The 16,275-nt window shown below is 49.4% G+C and carries 17 protein-coding genes and 1 riboswitch; all 17 genes read left to right on the forward strand.

All coding sequences use genetic code 11. The features are described from left to right. Positions 1-756 carry a precorrin-4 C(11)-methyltransferase gene (cobM, locus tag BT105_RS08395; RefSeq protein WP_072300297.1) on the forward strand — a complete coding sequence of 252 codons (756 nt, stop codon included), beginning with the start codon at positions 1-3 and terminating at the stop codon, positions 754-756. Further along, positions 753-1,787 (forward strand): cobalt-precorrin 5A hydrolase, encoded by a 1,035-nt coding sequence (locus BT105_RS08400; RefSeq protein ID WP_242940105.1) that lies wholly within the window; start codon positions 753-755, stop codon positions 1,785-1,787. The genes cobM and BT105_RS08400 overlap by 4 nt, the downstream gene beginning before the upstream one ends. Continuing rightward, positions 1,787-2,509 carry a precorrin-3B C(17)-methyltransferase gene (cobJ, locus tag BT105_RS08405; protein ID WP_072300299.1) on the forward strand — a complete coding sequence of 241 codons (723 nt, stop codon included), beginning with the start codon at positions 1,787-1,789 and terminating at the stop codon, positions 2,507-2,509. Before BT105_RS08400 ends, cobJ begins: the two co-directional genes overlap by 1 nt. Continuing rightward, on the forward strand, positions 2,502-3,245 hold the full coding sequence (gene cobK / locus BT105_RS08410; protein ID WP_072300300.1) for a precorrin-6A reductase: 744 nt from the start codon (positions 2,502-2,504) through the stop codon (positions 3,243-3,245). Before cobJ ends, cobK begins: the two co-directional genes overlap by 8 nt. Further along, positions 3,242-4,432, forward strand: a complete 1,191-nt coding sequence (locus BT105_RS08415) for a bifunctional cobalt-precorrin-7 (C(5))-methyltransferase/cobalt-precorrin-6B (C(15))-methyltransferase (protein ID WP_072300301.1) — start codon at positions 3,242-3,244, stop codon at positions 4,430-4,432. Before cobK ends, BT105_RS08415 begins: the two co-directional genes overlap by 4 nt. After that, positions 4,429-5,781: a cobyrinic acid a,c-diamide synthase CobB gene (locus BT105_RS08420; protein WP_072300302.1), complete on the forward strand. Its 1,353-nt coding sequence runs from the start codon at positions 4,429-4,431 to the stop codon at positions 5,779-5,781. The genes BT105_RS08415 and BT105_RS08420 overlap by 4 nt, the downstream gene beginning before the upstream one ends. Next, a complete protein-coding gene (gene cobT / locus BT105_RS08425) occupies positions 5,750-6,799 on the forward strand; it encodes a nicotinate-nucleotide--dimethylbenzimidazole phosphoribosyltransferase (protein WP_072300303.1) in 1,050 nt (349 codons plus the stop codon). The genes BT105_RS08420 and cobT overlap by 32 nt, the downstream gene beginning before the upstream one ends. Beyond that, a complete protein-coding gene (locus tag BT105_RS08430) occupies positions 6,796-7,317 on the forward strand; it encodes a bifunctional adenosylcobinamide kinase/adenosylcobinamide-phosphate guanylyltransferase (RefSeq protein WP_072300304.1) in 522 nt (173 codons plus the stop codon). The genes cobT and BT105_RS08430 overlap by 4 nt, the downstream gene beginning before the upstream one ends. Beyond that, complete coding sequence (gene cobS, locus BT105_RS08435; RefSeq protein ID WP_072300305.1) at positions 7,311-8,075, forward strand: adenosylcobinamide-GDP ribazoletransferase; 765 nt, start codon at positions 7,311-7,313, stop codon at positions 8,073-8,075. The genes BT105_RS08430 and cobS overlap by 7 nt, the downstream gene beginning before the upstream one ends. Beyond that, a complete protein-coding gene (locus BT105_RS08440) occupies positions 8,072-8,632 on the forward strand; it encodes a histidine phosphatase family protein (protein ID WP_072300306.1) in 561 nt (186 codons plus the stop codon). The genes cobS and BT105_RS08440 overlap by 4 nt, the downstream gene beginning before the upstream one ends. Beyond that, positions 8,629-9,594: an adenosylcobinamide-phosphate synthase CbiB gene (cbiB, locus tag BT105_RS08445; RefSeq protein ID WP_072300307.1), complete on the forward strand. Its 966-nt coding sequence runs from the start codon at positions 8,629-8,631 to the stop codon at positions 9,592-9,594. Before BT105_RS08440 ends, cbiB begins: the two co-directional genes overlap by 4 nt. Further along, positions 9,591-10,625, forward strand: coding sequence for a pyridoxal phosphate-dependent aminotransferase (locus BT105_RS08450; protein ID WP_072300308.1), 1,035 nt, complete (start codon positions 9,591-9,593; stop codon positions 10,623-10,625). Before cbiB ends, BT105_RS08450 begins: the two co-directional genes overlap by 4 nt. Beyond that, positions 10,618-12,087, forward strand: a complete 1,470-nt coding sequence (locus BT105_RS08455; RefSeq protein WP_072300309.1) for a cobyric acid synthase — start codon at positions 10,618-10,620, stop codon at positions 12,085-12,087. Before BT105_RS08450 ends, BT105_RS08455 begins: the two co-directional genes overlap by 8 nt. After that, on the forward strand, positions 12,084-12,725 hold the full coding sequence (locus tag BT105_RS08460; RefSeq protein WP_072300310.1) for a precorrin-8X methylmutase: 642 nt from the start codon (positions 12,084-12,086) through the stop codon (positions 12,723-12,725). Before BT105_RS08455 ends, BT105_RS08460 begins: the two co-directional genes overlap by 4 nt. 79 nt (positions 12,726-12,804) lie before the next feature. Further along, positions 12,805-12,998: riboswitch (cobalamin riboswitch) on the forward strand. Between the two features lie 132 nt (positions 12,999-13,130). Continuing rightward, positions 13,131-14,171, forward strand: coding sequence for a sirohydrochlorin cobaltochelatase (locus BT105_RS08465; protein WP_072300311.1), 1,041 nt, complete (start codon positions 13,131-13,133; stop codon positions 14,169-14,171). Between the two features lie 55 nt (positions 14,172-14,226). Beyond that, on the forward strand, positions 14,227-15,147 hold the full coding sequence (locus tag BT105_RS08470; protein ID WP_072300312.1) for a hypothetical protein: 921 nt from the start codon (positions 14,227-14,229) through the stop codon (positions 15,145-15,147). After that, positions 15,144-16,268 (forward strand): ABC transporter substrate-binding protein, encoded by a 1,125-nt coding sequence (locus BT105_RS08475; RefSeq protein WP_072300313.1) that lies wholly within the window; start codon positions 15,144-15,146, stop codon positions 16,266-16,268. The genes BT105_RS08470 and BT105_RS08475 overlap by 4 nt, the downstream gene beginning before the upstream one ends. Positions 16,269-16,275 lie beyond the last annotated feature (7 nt).

A 16,275-nucleotide genomic window follows, 5' to 3' on the forward strand; every position in this document is an offset into this window, starting at 1 on the left:
ATGGTACACTTTGTCGGAGCAGGCAGCGGTGCGGCTGACCTTATAACCCTGCGCGGAAAGAAGCTCCTTGAAGAAGCTGACGTTGTGATATATGCAGGCTCTCTTGTAAATCCCGAATTATTAGACTATACAAAGAGCGGCTGTGAGATATATAACAGTGCGGTCATGACTCTTGATGAGGTCATTGACGTTATGGAAAAAGCCGAAAACGTCGGCAAAACCACAGTAAGACTTCATACGGGCGATCCCTGTGTGTATGGAGCTGTCCGTGAGCAGATGGACAGGCTTGACAAGCTGGGGATAGACTATGATGTGTGTCCGGGGGTAAGCTCATTCTGCGGAGCAGCGGCGGCTCTGAAAGTCGAATATACTCTCCCTGACGTGTCACAGACCGTTATCCTTACGCGAATGGCAGGAAGGACACCAGTTCCCGAAAAAGAGAGCATAGAGAGCCTTGCCGCTCACCATGCCACTATGGTGATATTTCTCAGCACGGGTATGCTGGAAGAGCTGTCCGAACGGCTTATAAACGGTGGATACTCGACTGAAACTCCTGCGGCTATAGTTTATAAGGCAACATGGGCTGACGAAAAGGTCTGCCGATGTACGGTAGGCAGTCTCGCGGAGACTGCTGCGAAAAACGGAATAACAAAAACAGCACTCATAACAGTTGGTGACTTTCTCGGCGACGTCCGCTCATTATCGAAGCTGTATTCAGCAGACTTCGAAACCAAATTCAGAAAGGCAAGCAAATGATGAAAGCTGCTGTTATTTCCATTTCGGAAAAGGGCAGGGAGCTCTCTCTGTGTATCAAAAAAAGCGCCGATTTTATTGGCGTTGAGCGCTTTTGCCTGCGCAGTTATTCGGACTTCGGCTCGCGGTGTTTTGAGAATATCGGCGGGCTTGTTACGGATATATGGGACAGATACGACGCCCTTGTTTTTATCTGCGCCAGCGGTATTGCGGTGAGGGCTATAGCTCCACATATCAGCTCCAAGACCACCGATCCTGCGGTGGTAGTTATTGATGAGGACGGTCGTTTTGTTATTCCAGTACTTTCGGGACATATTGGCGGAGCAAATGCCATTGCGGTGCGGCTTTCGGAGCTTATCGGCGCACAGGCGGCAGTTACCACGGCAACTGATATCGGCGGACATTTTTCCCCTGACAGCTTCGCCGCTGCAAACGGACTTATCATTACTGACATGGAAGCTGCAAAGCTGGTAGCTTCGGCAGTTCTCAACGGCGAAAGGATAGGAATTGTAAGCGATTACGGATTTATAAATCTGCCCGAGGATATAACTGAGGATACCAGCTGCAAATTCGGGTTGTATATCGGGGCTGAGGACAAGAAGCCCTTTTCCGTTACGCTTAGACTTGTGCCGAAAAATGTAGTTCTTGGTATTGGCTGCAAGCGCGGCACAGACTTCAAAACTATCGATGTTTTAGTCCGTATGGCGCTGCATAATGCGAAGATAACTATGGAGCGTGTTGAGAAGATCGCAACCATTGATATAAAAAAGGACGAGCAGGGACTGCTTCAATTCTGCGAAAAATACGGCTTGGAGCTCCTTACATATACTGCGCAGGAGCTTATGGAGACCGAGGGGAATTTCAGTTCATCGCTGTTCGTGAAAAAAGTCACGGGAGTTGACAACGTCTGCGAGAGGAGCGCTGTGAAATGCAGCGGCGGCAGGCTGATATTGCGGAAAAAAGCGGCAAACGGAGTAACTGTAGCTGCCGCAGATAGACCGCTGATACTTGATTTTGAAAGGAAGATCCTGTAATGCTTTACGTTGTAGGAATAGGTGCAGGCAGCCGCGACGGCATGACCATTGCTGCGGAAAAGGCTATACTTAGCAGTGAACTGATAGTTGGCTACACTAAATACGTGGAGCTTCTCGGCAGGCATTTCCCCGAAAAGAATTATGTCTCAACAGGCATGACGCAGGAGCGTGAGCGTGTGGAGTTTGCGCTTAAAGAAGCCGCAGACAAGATAGTTTCCCTCGTTTGCAGCGGCGATCCTCAGCTTTACGGCATGGCAGGGCTTGCCTATGAACTCAGCGTGAGCTATCCCGATGTTGAAATTGAAGTGGTTTCGGGAGTAACGGCGGCGTTCAGCGGCGGAGCAGTTCTTGGCTCGCCTTTAACTCATGATTTCGCAGTGATAAGCCTTTCAGACCTGCTAACTCCAATGGAAAAGATACAAAAACGCCTTGAATGTGCGGCGGAATGCGATCTGACGATCGTGCTCTATAATCCCTCGTCAAAAAGCCGCGCAGACTACCTGCAAAAAGCCTGCGATATCGTGATGAAGCACCGCTCGGGAGACACGGTCTGCGGCTATGTCCGAAATATCAGCAGGGACGGTGAGGAGAGCCGTATACTGACTCTTGCGGAGCTTCGCGAAACGGCTGTGGATATGTTCACGACGGTGTATATCGGCAGTTCGGAGACTAAGGTCATAGGCGGAAAAATGGTGACTCCGAGGGGATACAGAAATGTGTGAGCTTCTGATATTCGGCGGAACTACTGAGGGACGTCTGCTCGCCGAGCACTGTGCAAAAAGCGGTATAGCCGCAGATGTTTCGGTGGCAACGGAGTACGGTGCGGAGCTTCTCCCCGAGGGCGTGAACGTACTTTGCGGCAGACTTGACACCAGCCAGATGACAGCACTCATGCTGAAAAATCGCTGCGCAATGGTTATCGACGCCACACACCCTTATGCTATTGAAGCGACGAAAAATATTAAAGCAGCCTGCGAAGCTGCTGATGTTATATATTACAGACTGCTGCGTAAAAGCTTGGCTTACTGCGGAAAGACTGTAAATAATATGAATGAGCTTATAGAGCTTCTCAACGAAACAGATGATACTGTACTCAGTACCCTTGGCAGTAAGGCGCTTACTGAGCTGACTAAGGTCAGGGACTACCGAAAACGCCTGTGGATAAGAGTTCTGCCCTCGGATAAAATCTTTGAGCAGTGCCGTGAGCTTGGCTTTGACACGGAAAAGGTGATACAGGAAAAAGGTCCGTTCACCGCGGCACAGAACGCTGCGCACCTGAAAAAAAGCAGAGCGCGGATACTGGTCACAAAGGAAAGCGGCGAAACGGGCGGATACTCCGAAAAGGCAGAAGCAGCGCGTATCTGCGGTGCAGAGATGATAACGCTGGCACGTCCTGCCGAGTCGGGGCACAGCCTTGAGGAAATAATAAACATCATCGAAAAGGAGCTGAAAAAATGAAAGTTTACATAATCGGAACAGGCGTAAACGTCGGTGATACGCTGACAAAAGAGGCTGAGGCTGCAATAGCCGAAGCCGAGCTGCTCATTGGCGCGGAGCGTATGCTCAGTCCGTTCAGTCACCTTGAAAAAGAACAGTTTTGCAGCTATGTACCGCAGGATATCACCGCAAAGCTCCGCGCCTGTGACTGCGGCTGTGCCGCAGTGCTGATGTCGGGAGACTGCGGATTTTTCAGCGGGGCGAAAAAGCTGCTACCGTTGCTTGAAGAGCACGATGTAAGGATAGTTTCAGGTATCTCTTCGGCGGCGTATTTTTGCGGTAAAACAGGACTTTCATATGAGAAGATGAAGTTCGTAAGCCTTCACGGTCATAGCTCTAATATTGCGGTAAATGTCAAGCTGAATCAGCTTTGCTTTTTTCTCTTGGGCGGTGATATTACGGCAGCCGAGCTATGCCGTCGGCTGTGCAGGTACGGCATGGGCGATGTAACTGTACACGTCGGTGCAGACCTTGGCTACCCCACAGAGCGCATAATATCGGGCAGAGCTGAGAATCTCACCGACTGCGATATCTGTGGTCTTGCGGTGGCGATAACCGAAAATGTGGACGCTCTGAGACATATCCCAACTGCTGTAAATGATGATGAATTTCTGCGTGAAAAAGTTCCGATGACTAAGTCTGAGGTTCGCGGTATTGCAGTTTCAAAGCTGAATATCGAGTCTGATTCAGTTGTATGGGACGTTGGCTGCGGTACGGGCTCAGTGTCTGTTGAAGCCGCCTATCACTGTCCCGACGGACGTGTTCTTGCCTTTGACAGGAAAAGGGAAGCGGCGCAGCTGACTGAAAAAAACGCCCTTGTTTTCGGCTGCGATAATATAAATATTACCGAGGGAAGCTGTCCCGAATGCCTTGAAGCTGCTGAGTCTCCCGACAAGGTATTTATCGGCGGAAGTTCTGGAAATATGGACGGTATTTTTAAAGCTGTCCACGGAAAGAACCCAAAGGCTGACATGGTTGTTGCCGCTGTTTCTCTGGAGACACTGAATGAAGCTGTGAATTGCTTTGAAAAGTACGGAACAGCACCTAAAATTGTTCAGATATCAGTTATACGCACTGAAAAGATAGGCTCACATACAATGCTGAAAGCGCAGAATCCCGTGTTTATCATCAGCGGAGGTCTTACATGAAGCGTTTCATTATCGGCGGTACTAACAGCGGCTGCGGCAAGACAACCGTGACCTGCGCAGTGCTTGCAGCGCTGAAAAAGCGCGGTCTTAATGTTGCCGCTTTTAAGTGTGGTCCTGATTATATCGATCCCATGTTTCACCGCAAGGTCATAGGTGTGGAATCTCATAATCTGGACAGCTTTTTCTGCGGCAGGGATACTCTTCTGCATCTTCTGGACGAGTACGGCGGACGAAGTGATATTGCCGTTATTGAGGGAGTTATGGGTTTCTATGACGGAACGGTCGGCAGTGCGCATTCAGTCTCGGAGCTTACGGAAACTCCTGCGGTCATAGTTATAGACTGTAAGGGAATGAGCGACTCCATAGGCGCGGTGATGAAAGGCTTTCTCAGGTACCGTTCCAATAGGATAGCGGGTTTTATCTTCAACCGTTTATCAGAGAAGCTTATGCCTCTTGCTGAGCGGCTCTGCGCAGAGCTCGGCACGGAGTATTTTGGCCGTCTGCCAAAGAGTGATATCACCATTGAGAGCCGTCATCTGGGACTTGTTACAGCAGACGAAATTGCCGATATACAGGTAAAACTCAGCCGACTTGGTGAGCTGGCGGAGCAATACATCTGCATCGACAAACTGGTGAATATCGGTGATTCACCGATTCCCGAATTTGAAGCTCCCGAGATACCGCATTTTTCTGAAGCTCCGACTATTGCCGTTGCACAGGACAGGGCTTTTTGCTTTATTTACCGTGAAAATATTCAGCTTCTTGAAAAAATGGGTTGTAAGATCGTTTATTTCTCGCCGATTTCGGATAAAGCAGTGCCAAAGGCTGACGGATTGCTCCTTTACGGCGGTTATCCTGAGCTTTATGCCGCAGAGCTGTCGGCAAACAGCTCCATGCTTGACAGCATAAACAGCTCCATAAACCTCGGTATGCCGACTATTGCCGAGTGCGGAGGCTTTATGTATCTTCACAAAAATCTTACCGACAGGAACGGCAGGACATACCCAATGGCTGGAGTTTTGGACGGGGAGGTATTCCCGACAGCGCGGCTTCAGCGTTTTGGCTACATTACCATGAAAGCCAATTCTGACATTCTGCTTTGCCGCTGCGGAGATACTATCCGTGCTCACGAGTTCCACTACTGGGACAGTACGGACTGCGGCAGCGGATTTACTGCTGAAAAGACCGACGGAAGAACGTGGGAATGCTGTCATGTCAGTTCCAGTCTTTACGCAGGATTTCCACATTTCAATTTCTATTCGGATACAAGGCTTGCGGAGCGCTTCGTGAGGGCTTGTATCGCATACGGTGATAAAAATGGACAGGATAAAACAAATCGTCCCTTCTGATAAAGCTGCCTATAGTGCGGCAAAGTCGCAGTGGGACAGCATTGCCAAGCCACTGGGCAGCTTCGGTCTGCTTGAAGAGATGATACAGAGTATCGCAGCGGTTCAGGGAACTGCCGACGTTGATATTTCGGTCAGAAAGGCAATAGTCATGTGCGGCGACCACGGCGTTGTCAGTGAGGGCGTTACCCAGTGCGGACAGGAGGTCACGGCGGAGTGCGCCAAGGCTATCGCTGAGGGACGCTCAAATATCAACGCGGTTGCGGCAGCATTCAATACCGAGGTCATCGCCGCAGATGTCGGTATTGCTGCCGATGTGGACTGCGGCAGGCTCATAAGGAGCAAGGCTGTTTACGGAACGAAAAATATTGCCGTTGGAGCGGCAATGACTGCCGAGGAATGTGAGGCAGCCATAGTGACAGGAATGGACATGATCAAAGAATTGTCACTGCGTGGAACAAAAATAATTGTTACAGGCGAAATGGGAATCGGCAATACGACTTCCACAGCCGCAATAGCTTCGGTGCTTCTCGGACTTCCGCCTGAGCAGGTCACAGGAAGGGGAGCAGGTCTTTCTGCCGAGGGCTTACAGAGAAAAAACAATGTCGTAAAAAGAGCAATTGAAGTCAACAAGCCCGACAAAAACAAGCCCTTTGAGCTTCTTTCTAAGCTTGGCGGAGCCGAAATTGCCGCAATGACAGGGCTTTTCCTCGGCGGAGCATATTATCATGTCCCTGTCATCATAGACGGTGTAATTTCAGCAGCTGCGGCGGCAATTGCCTGCGGAATGAATCCGCTGTGCCGCGAGTATATGCTGGCGAGTCACTGTTCGGGTGAGCCTGCTGCCGAGGGGCTTCTTGCATACTGCGGACTGAAAGCTCCCATAAATGCAGGTCTGCGCCTTGGCGAGGGAACAGGCGGAGTACTGCTCCTGCCGCTTCTTGACGGAGCGCTGGCACTGTACAGGAACTCTCATAGATTTGACGAAACTAATATAGAAAGGTACGCTGAGCTTACATGACAACACTGGTTACAGGTGGTTCAAAGTGTGGAAAATCCAGCCTTGCCGAAAAGCTGCTTGACGGCTTCTGCGGAAAAAAAGTCTATATCGCCACCATGCAGCCCTTCGGCGAGGAGGCTCTTGAAGCTATTTCCCGACACAGAAAAATGCGTGAGCAAAAGGGTTTCGGGACTATTGAAAGATATGCGGATATACAGGAGATCTCCCTTGATGAGGGAAGCGCAGTGCTTCTTGAATGCGTGGGGAATCTCTGCGCCAATGAGATGTTTTCGGGAGACGGTATGTGCTATCCTGACAATAAGATAATCAGCGGCATAAAAAGGCTTTCGGACTTCGCCGCTGAGCTTGTCATCGTCACTAATCAGGTGGGCAGCGACGGTATCGATTACGCTGAGGGAACTGCCGAATATATCCGTCTGCTTGGCGAGGTAAACAGGCGTATAGCTGAATTTGCCGACAATGTTATCGAGTGTGTTTACGGCGTACCCATAGTGCTGAAAGGGGAGATACCATGCTGAGGTCACTGTGTTCGGCATTCCTTATGTATTCGAGGATACCCGTGCCAAAGGTGGAGTGGAAAGAGGAAAATCGACGCTATGCTCTTGGCTTCTTTCCTCTTGTCGGAGCAGTCATCGGCGGACTGCTCATACTGTGGCGGATAGTCTGCGACTGGCTTGATATCGGGCAGTTTCTCTTTGCAGCAGGCGCAGTCTTTCTGCCGATACTTGTGACAGGCGGCATACACCTTGACGGCTTCTGCGACGTCTGCGACGCACGGGCTTCGTATGCCGACAGGGCAAAACGACTTGAGATAATGTCGGATCCCCACATTGGCTCATTTGCGGTCATCAGGCTTTGCCTTTATCTTATTTTACAGACTGCTCTCTTTACTCAGGTCACAGACGCTGAAATGACAGCGGTGATAGCCTGCGGATATGTGCTTTCGAGAGCTCTTAGCGGGCTGACCGCAGTTACCTTTAAATCGGCAAAAAAAGAAGGCACACTACAGAGCTTTGTGCGTCCGTCACATAAAAAGATAACTCTTGCAATGGTTGGAGCTTTTATCGCTGCAAGTGCAGCTTATGCGTTTTTTATCCTACCTGTGCAGGGCTTATCAGCGGCTGCTGCGGCTGTGTTTGTACTTGCGTGGCACAGGTACTCAGCTTATAGGGATTTCGGCGGAGTCACAGGCGACCTCTGTGGCTGGTTCCTGCAAATGTGCGAGATAGCTATACTTGCAGCGGCGGTTTTCTCGGAAAGGCTGTGTGCACTGTGAAGATACTGCTAATACGCCACGGACTTACCGCAGGCAACCTCGAAAAGCGCTATATCGGCAGGACTGACGAGCCGCTGTGTTCAGAGGGTATAGCGCAGCTGAAAACACTTAAGCTGCAAAGCTGTGAAAAGGTTGTGTGCAGCCCCATGAAACGCTGTATACAGACTGCTGAGATACTTTTTCCAAACATGGAATATCAATTTATCAAAGACCTGAGGGAGTGTGACTTCGGCGACTTTGAGGGTAAAAACTACAAGAAATTATCCTATGACGTAAACTATCAGAGGTGGATAGACAGTGGTGGAACTTTGCCATTCCCAAACGGTGAAGCTCCTGATGACTTCCGCAGACGATGTGTTAAAGCATTTGAAGCCGCTGTAGAAAAATGCGACAAATCGGCTTCTGTGGCTTTTGTTGTTCACGGAGGCGCTATAATGTCAATACTTGAAAAATATGCCGTCCCACACAGGGATTACTATGACTTCCAGTGTAAAAACGGTCACGGATATGTCTGTGACTGGGACGGAAATTCACTTATCATTACGGAGAAAATATGAAGTTCTTTTTACCTGCACTGCCAGTAATACTGGGCTTTCTGCTGGACTGCGCCGTGGGTGATCCATACAATATACCTCACCCCATAAAGCTCATAGGCAGGCTTATCGCTGCGCTGGAAAAGCTTGTCCGCAGCCGCTTGAATAATCTCAGACTTGGCGGTACTCTTCTCGGACTGACAGTTATACTGCTGTCAACTGCCGCCCCTCTTGTGTTGCTGCTTGTATGCTATCATTTCAGCCTTATCCTCGGTATTGCTGCCGAGACAGTGCTTTGCTGTTATATGCTGGCGGCGAGGTGCCTTTGCAGGGAGAGCATGAAGGTCTGCCGTTCCGCAGAATCGGGGGATACTGAGGCAGCACGAAAGGCAGTTTCAATGATCGTCGGGCGCGATACGGCAGTTCTTGACCGTGACGGCATTGTCCGAGCCGCAGTTGAGACCGTCGCCGAAAATACCTCAGACGGCGTAACAGCGCCGCTTTTTTACATGGGGCTTGGCGGAGCAGTGGGAGCTTTTCTATATAAGTCCGTTAACACTATGGACTCCATGATAGGCTACAAGGACGAGAAATACGCCGATATCGGGCGGTTTGTAGCTAAGCTTGACGACGTTCTTAACTATATCCCGTCGCGGCTTACAGCGCTTCTTATGGTAATTGCAGCGCCCATAGCAGGACTTGACGGGAGGAATGCTCTGCGTATCTGGAAACGGGACAGGCGCAATCACGCAAGCCCTAACTCTGCACAGACAGAATCAGCCTGCGCAGGAGCGCTCCATGTTAGGCTTGCAGGCGACGCTTGGTACTTCGGCAAGCTCCACAAAAAGCCGTATATCGGCGATGATGACCGTCCCGTGGAGCCTGCGGACATTCGCCGCGCAAACAAGCTTATGTATATTGCCTCGGTGTTCATGCTGAGTATCTCAGCCGCCGTAAGGTGCATTATTTTTGGAGGACTTTTATGATACAGCAGCATGGAGGAAATATCGGACAGCTCAGCAATATTCTCGATTTTTCAGCAAATATCAATCCTCTCGGATCGCCAGAAAGTGTAAAGAAGGCTGTTGCGGAGACTGTATGTGATATTGAGAAATATCCCGATCCGTACTGTACTGAACTTCGTGACAGACTTGGGGAGCACGAAAGAATCAGTGCTGAAAATATCGTCTGCGGAAACGGTGCGGACGACCTTATCTTTCGTATTGTCTACGCTTTCAGACCTGAAAGGGCGCTTATATGTGTTCCCACTTTCAGCGAGTACAGCCGCGCACTTTCTGAGACAGGCTGCGAAATACAGGAGCATATTCTCGACGAGGAGTTGGATTTTGAGCTTGGCGAGAGCATTCTAACGAATCTTGACCGTTCACTTGATATGTGCTTCATCTGTACGCCTAACAATCCGACAGGTCGGCTGATAGCTCCCGAAATTCTGGCGAAAATTAGCGTGAAATGTTTGGAGAACAACATAATTCTTGTCTGTGACGAGTGTTTTATGGGATTTGTTGAGGACAGCGAAAACTACAGCCTCAGGCAGTTTTTGAATGAAAAATGCATAATTCTCAAAGCCTTTACCAAGCTTTTTGCAATGGCTGGGATTAGGCTTGGATACGCTGTCTGTGGAAGTTCGCGCATAGCCGAAAGGATACAGCAAAGCGGTCAGTTCTGGAGCGTTTCGGCTCTTGCTCAGACGGCAGGCATTGCTGCTCTTGATGAAACGGAGTATGTCAACAAAACTGTCAGATACATCACGGAGGAACGCAGATTCCTTGCCGCTGAGCTTGCAAAAATCGGAGTAAAGGTATACGACGGAGCTGCTAATTTTCTGATGTTCCTAAGCCGTATAGAGCTTGCCGAGGAGCTTCTTGCAGAGGGGATACTTATCCGTGACTGCGCTAATTTCAGCGGACTCACCGAGGGCTTTTACCGTGTGGCAGTCCGAACTCATGATGAAAATATCAGGCTTATCAATGCTGTGAGGAGGTGCTTGAATGGCTAAAAACATAATGCTTCAAGGAACAATGTCAAACGTCGGAAAAAGCTTCCTCACTGCGGCATTGTGCAGGATACTGCGTCAGGACGGTTACTCGGTAGCGCCATTCAAATCGCAGAATATGGCGCTGAACTCATTCATTACTCCCGACGGTGCAGAGATAGGCAGAGCTCAGGCGCTACAGGCAGAAGCAGCAGGGATAGAGCCATCGGCGCTGATGAATCCGATTCTGCTGAAGCCCACCACAGACGTAGGTTCGCAGGTCATAGTCAACGGAAAGGTTCGCGGAAATATGCGTGCCGCAGATTACTTTCGCCACAAAAAGGAGTTAATTCCAGACATTATGTCGGCTTATAATGAGCTTGCAAGCCGGTACGACATTATCGTTATTGAGGGTGCAGGAAGTCCCGTGGAGCTAAATCTCAAGGCAGACGACATCGTGAACATGGGACTGGCAGAGCTTGTGAAGTCGCCGGTGCTTCTGGTGGGTGATATAGACCGCGGCGGCGTTTTTGCACAGCTCATAGGCACTCTTGAACTACTTGAAAACAACGAGCGAGACAAGGTAAAGGGACTTGTTGTGAATAAGTTCCGCGGCGATATATCGCTGTTCCGTGACGGTATAGATATACTGGAGCAGCGCTCACGTAAAAAAGTTGCAGGAGTTATCCCGTATATAGACTGCGATATCGAGGACGAAGACAGCCTGTCCGAGAAGCTCAATTCAAGGGCTTCTGAGGGAGTTATCGACATTGCGGTGATACATCTGCCTAAGATATCAAACTTCACCGACTTTGACGTTTTCGGGCAGTACGATGGCGTTTCCGTCAGGTATGTCTCAAAAGCGGCGGAGCTTGGGACTCCCGATATGATAATAATTCCAGGTACAAAAAGCACCATTGCCGATATGGAATGGCTCAGACAAAGCAGGTTTGCCGACAGGATAACGGACTGCTTCAAGGCAGGTATCCCCGTTTTCGGCATATGCGGCGGCTATCAGATAATGGGCAGAACTATCTCCGATACGGTTGGCAGCGAATGCGGCGGAAGTATCAGCGGTCTGGAGCTCCTTGACTGTGCTACAGAGTTTACTGCCGAGAAGTGTCAGACTCAGACAAAAGGCAGATTCTGCCATATCGAGGGCTTTTTCTCGTGCCTTTCGGGAGCGGAGTTCTACGGCTATGAAGTCCATATGGGAGTTACTGATGACTTGGGAAAAGCTCTTACCACACAGGGCGGCAGCTTCTGCGGTAACGCCGCAGGCTGCTATGTACACGGCATATTCGACAGCGCCGAGGTCTCGGGCAGGCTGGTCAGGGCACTGTATCAGCGCAGAGGTCTGACCTACAGCGGCGAAGCTGTTGACAGGCGGAAATACAGGGATATGCAGCTTGACCTGCTTGCCGATAATGTGAGAAAAAATCTCGATATGGAGCTTATTTATCGTATCATTGAGGAGGGCATATGAATTTAGAATATGTGCTGCCGTCGGAAATCGAAAAGCGCAGCTTTGAGATAATCGAGAGCGAGCTTGAAGCTCCCATTCCCGATAACATCAAGCCAATAGTCATACGCGCGATTCATACCACAGCGGATTTTGACTATGCGAAGAACCTGTATTTTTCTGAGAACGCGGTTGATACTGCACTGGAAGTTCTCGGAAATGGCGCGGTCATCGTTACTGATACAAATATGGCAAAGGCAGGCATAAACAAAGCTGCTCTTGCCCGTCACGGCTGCGATTGTATGTGCTTCATGGCTGATGAGGACATCGCCGAGACCGCAAAGCGCGAGGGAACAACACGGGCGGCAGCTTCAGTTGACAAGGCGGCAAAGCTTGGTAAGCCCGTGATATATGCCGTGGGCAATGCTCCGACGGCGCTTGTGCGGCTCTGTGAGCATATAGAAAAAGGAGACTTTGTCCCTGAGCTTATAATCGGTGCTCCTGTTGGCTTCGTCAATGTGGTGCAGTCAAAGGAAATGCTCATATCATCGGGAGTCCCCTGTATAGTTGCAAAAGGCAGGAAAGGCGGAAGCAATGTAGCTGCGGCGATATGCAATGCACTTCTTTATATGCTTGACAACAAAAAAGGTTTCAAAAAGTGAGTTCCGATTGTCGCAAACGTATAAAATACGCGGAATACTTGCATTTTTTGACCTGTTCTGCTATAATTGTTATTGTTCAAAATTTAATAAAGCAAACGGTGCTTTTCTCTGAGCTATCAGATGAAAAGGTAAAAGGGAAACAGGTCAGAATCCTGTGCGATCTCGTCACTGTAATTGCGGAGCGGTATACGAATATAGTCACTGAGCAATCGGGAAGGCTGTATGCCGTGTTGATGTATAAGTCAGGAAACCTGCCGTTTGTTGGTACACGACCGAAAGGTCAGGTCACGAGGTATTGATCGTACTGTTTACAGGCTCTTCACTGAGTCTGTTTGCAATGCCTTCTGATAAATCAGAAGGTTTTTTCGTTATACGGTCATGCCTTTCACAGAAAGGAAGATCTATATGAAAAAATCACTGGCATTCTTAATGGGACTTACTGTTGTCGCTTCTGCACTTACAGGCTGCGGCGGCGCTAAGAGCTCATCTGAGAGCAAGGAGTCAGCAACATCTGCCACAGAAGCAACTACAGCTGCTGATACTACTGAGGCTACAACAGCTGCCGAGACAACTACTGAGGCTGCTGAAGAAGACGAGGAAGAGAACTACGACACAGGCGACGCTTCACTTGACAATCCGAGAAATCAGGATGAGATAGGCGAGAATGAGCTTCTCGTGCTCAGCTTCGGTACAAGCTTCAATGACAGTCGCCGTCTTACAATAGGCGCTATCGAGGACGCTCTTGAAAAGGCATTCCCTGATTACTCAGTACGCCGCGGCTTTACAGCAAACATCATCATCGACCACGTTAAGCGCCGTGACAACGAGGTTATCGACGACGTCAAGGAGGCTCTTGACAGAGCGCAGAAGAACGGCGTAAAGACTCTTGTTGTTCAGCCTACTCACCTTATGGACGGTCTTGAGTACAACGACATCGTCAATGAGATAGCAAGCTATTCCGACGCATTCGACAAGGTAGTCATCGGCAAGCCGCTTCTTACAACAGATGACGACTTCAAGCGCGTTGAGAATGCTATCGTTGACTGGACTAAGGATTACGACGACGGAAAGACCGCTATCTGCTTCATGGGACACGGTACAGAGGCTGAGTCAAACGGCGTTTACGCTAAGATGCAGGATATGCTCACAGCTGACGGTCACACAAATTATTTTGTAGGCACAGTTGAGGCTTCACCCTCTGTTGAGGATGTTCTTAAAAAGGTAAAGGAAGGCGGCTATGAAAAGGTGGTTCTTGAGCCCCTTATGGTAGTTGCAGGCGACCATGCAAACAACGACATGGCAGGCGATGACGAGGATTCATGGAAGTCCATTTTCGAGGCAGAGGGCTACAAGGTAGAGTGTTTGCTGAGAGGACTCGGCGAAAACGAGGATATCAGAAAGCTCTACGTTGAACACGCTCAGGCGGCAGTTGATTCCATAAAGTAAACAGCATAACGGGCGAACATTGTTCGCCCGAAAATTTTATTTACAGGAGAAAAACATGAAAAAAAGAATAATCGCACTTTCACTTATCAGTATGCTTGTGCTTGCTTCATGCGGCACAAAGAAAGACAACTCACAGCAGAGCAGTACATCTGCGACAACAGCTCCGCAGACCACTGCCGCGACAACTGCTGAAACCACAACAGAAGCAACAACCGAGCACGTTACAGCAGCTCAGAACGAAGTAGGCTTCGAGGGCATGACAGAGGTAAATATCAAAGAGCTGAACATGGGCAACTATAATGTGTCTGTGGATTCAAGCTCGTCAATGTTCAAGATAGCAGGCTGTATACTTCACGTCAGCGACCACGATATGATAGCAGATATAATCATCGACAGCAAATCCTACGACGCACTTTACATGGGCACGGAGGACGAGGCTAAGAACGCCGCGGAGTCCGACCGTATAACCTATACTACAAATGAAAAGGGACAGTCGGTTTTCACTGTTCCCGTTGAAGCTCTCGACAAGGAGATACAGTGTGCCGCACTAAGCGCCAAGAAGCAGGAGTGGTACGGTCGTACACTGGTGTTCCGCGCAGATTCACTTCCCGATACTGCATTCAAGGAAGCAAGATACGCAACTGCCGAGTCGCTGAAGCTTGAGGACGGCGAGTACAACATCGACGTAAAGCTTGAGGGCGGTTCAGGCAAGGCTTCCGTGGAGTCTCCTGCAAAGCTGACCGTAAAGGACGGCAAGGCGACAGCTAAAATAGTATGGAGCAGCGACAAATATGATGAAATGGTAGTTAATTACCTTGAATATACTCCCGAGATAGCTGACGGGCACTCTGTTTTTGAGATACCTGTAGGCGGTTTCGACTACAGAATGCACATAGAGGCTGAAACGACCGCAATGAGCGAGCCGCACATGATAGAGTACACGCTGTATTTTGATTCAGCAACAATAAAGAAATGAAACGTATCGTATCAGTCCTGACAGTTACAGCGCTGCTTTTTTTCAATGGCTGTGCTAAAAAAACCGCTCCTGCCGATCTTGATACAGTTGGCGGCATGGAGCTGAAATATGCCGAGCAATTCGCTGTTGACTACTGCGAAAACGGCTGCTCGGTGGTCACTATAGGAGAAGATAAATTCCTTGTAGTCCCCGAGGGAACGGCAGTTCCCGATGATACAACGGGAATGACTGTCATAAAGCAGCCAGTGGAGAATATCTACGTTGCGGCTTCTTCGGCTATGGACTTATTTGATGGCATTGACAAGCTTGACGAGGTAAAAATGACATCCACTGCCGAAAGCGGCTGGAGTCTGCCTGATATCCACGACGCTGTGAAGTCGGGAAAGATAAAATACATCGGCAAGTACAGTTCTCCCGATTACGAGAGCCTTGTTGCCGACAAGTGCGGACTTGCCATTGAGTCCACCATGATATATCATACTCCCGAGGTAAAGGAGCAGCTCGAATCATTTGATATCCCTGTGCTGGTGGAGCGTTCAAGCTATGAAACTCACCCTCTCGGGCGAATGGAATGGATAAAGCTGTACGGGCTTCTTACAGGAGATTATCTCTCCGCGGAACAGCTTTTTACTGAGAAAACAAAGGCTTTCGAGGAGCTTTCAGTATCCGATATCCCCGAAGCTGAACGCAAAACAGCCGCATTTTTCTATATTACCTCCAGCGGATATGTAAGTATTCGCAAGCCGGGGGACTACGTTTCAAAGATGATAGAACTTGCAGGGGGACGGTATATATTTACTGCCGATGACCTGAACATCGACGACAACGCCCTGTCCACCATGAATATCCAGACCGAGACCTTTTATGATATCGCTCACGACGCGGATATCCTTATCTACAACAGCACCATTGACGGCGAGCTCGAAACAGCAGACCAGCTCATCGAAAAGAGCAGTATTCTTGCGGATTTCAAGGCTGTCAGGAACGGCAATGTGTGGTGTACTGGACAGAATATGTTCCAGCAGACAACAGGTGCGGCTGATATGATATGCGACCTCAACAAAGTATTCACAGGCACTCCCACAAATACCGAGCTTACCTACCTTCACAGACTTGAATGAGGTGATA

Source organism: Ruminococcus flavefaciens (assembly GCF_900119075.1).
Taxonomy (GTDB): domain Bacteria; phylum Bacillota; class Clostridia; order Oscillospirales; family Ruminococcaceae; genus Ruminococcus; species Ruminococcus flavefaciens_Q.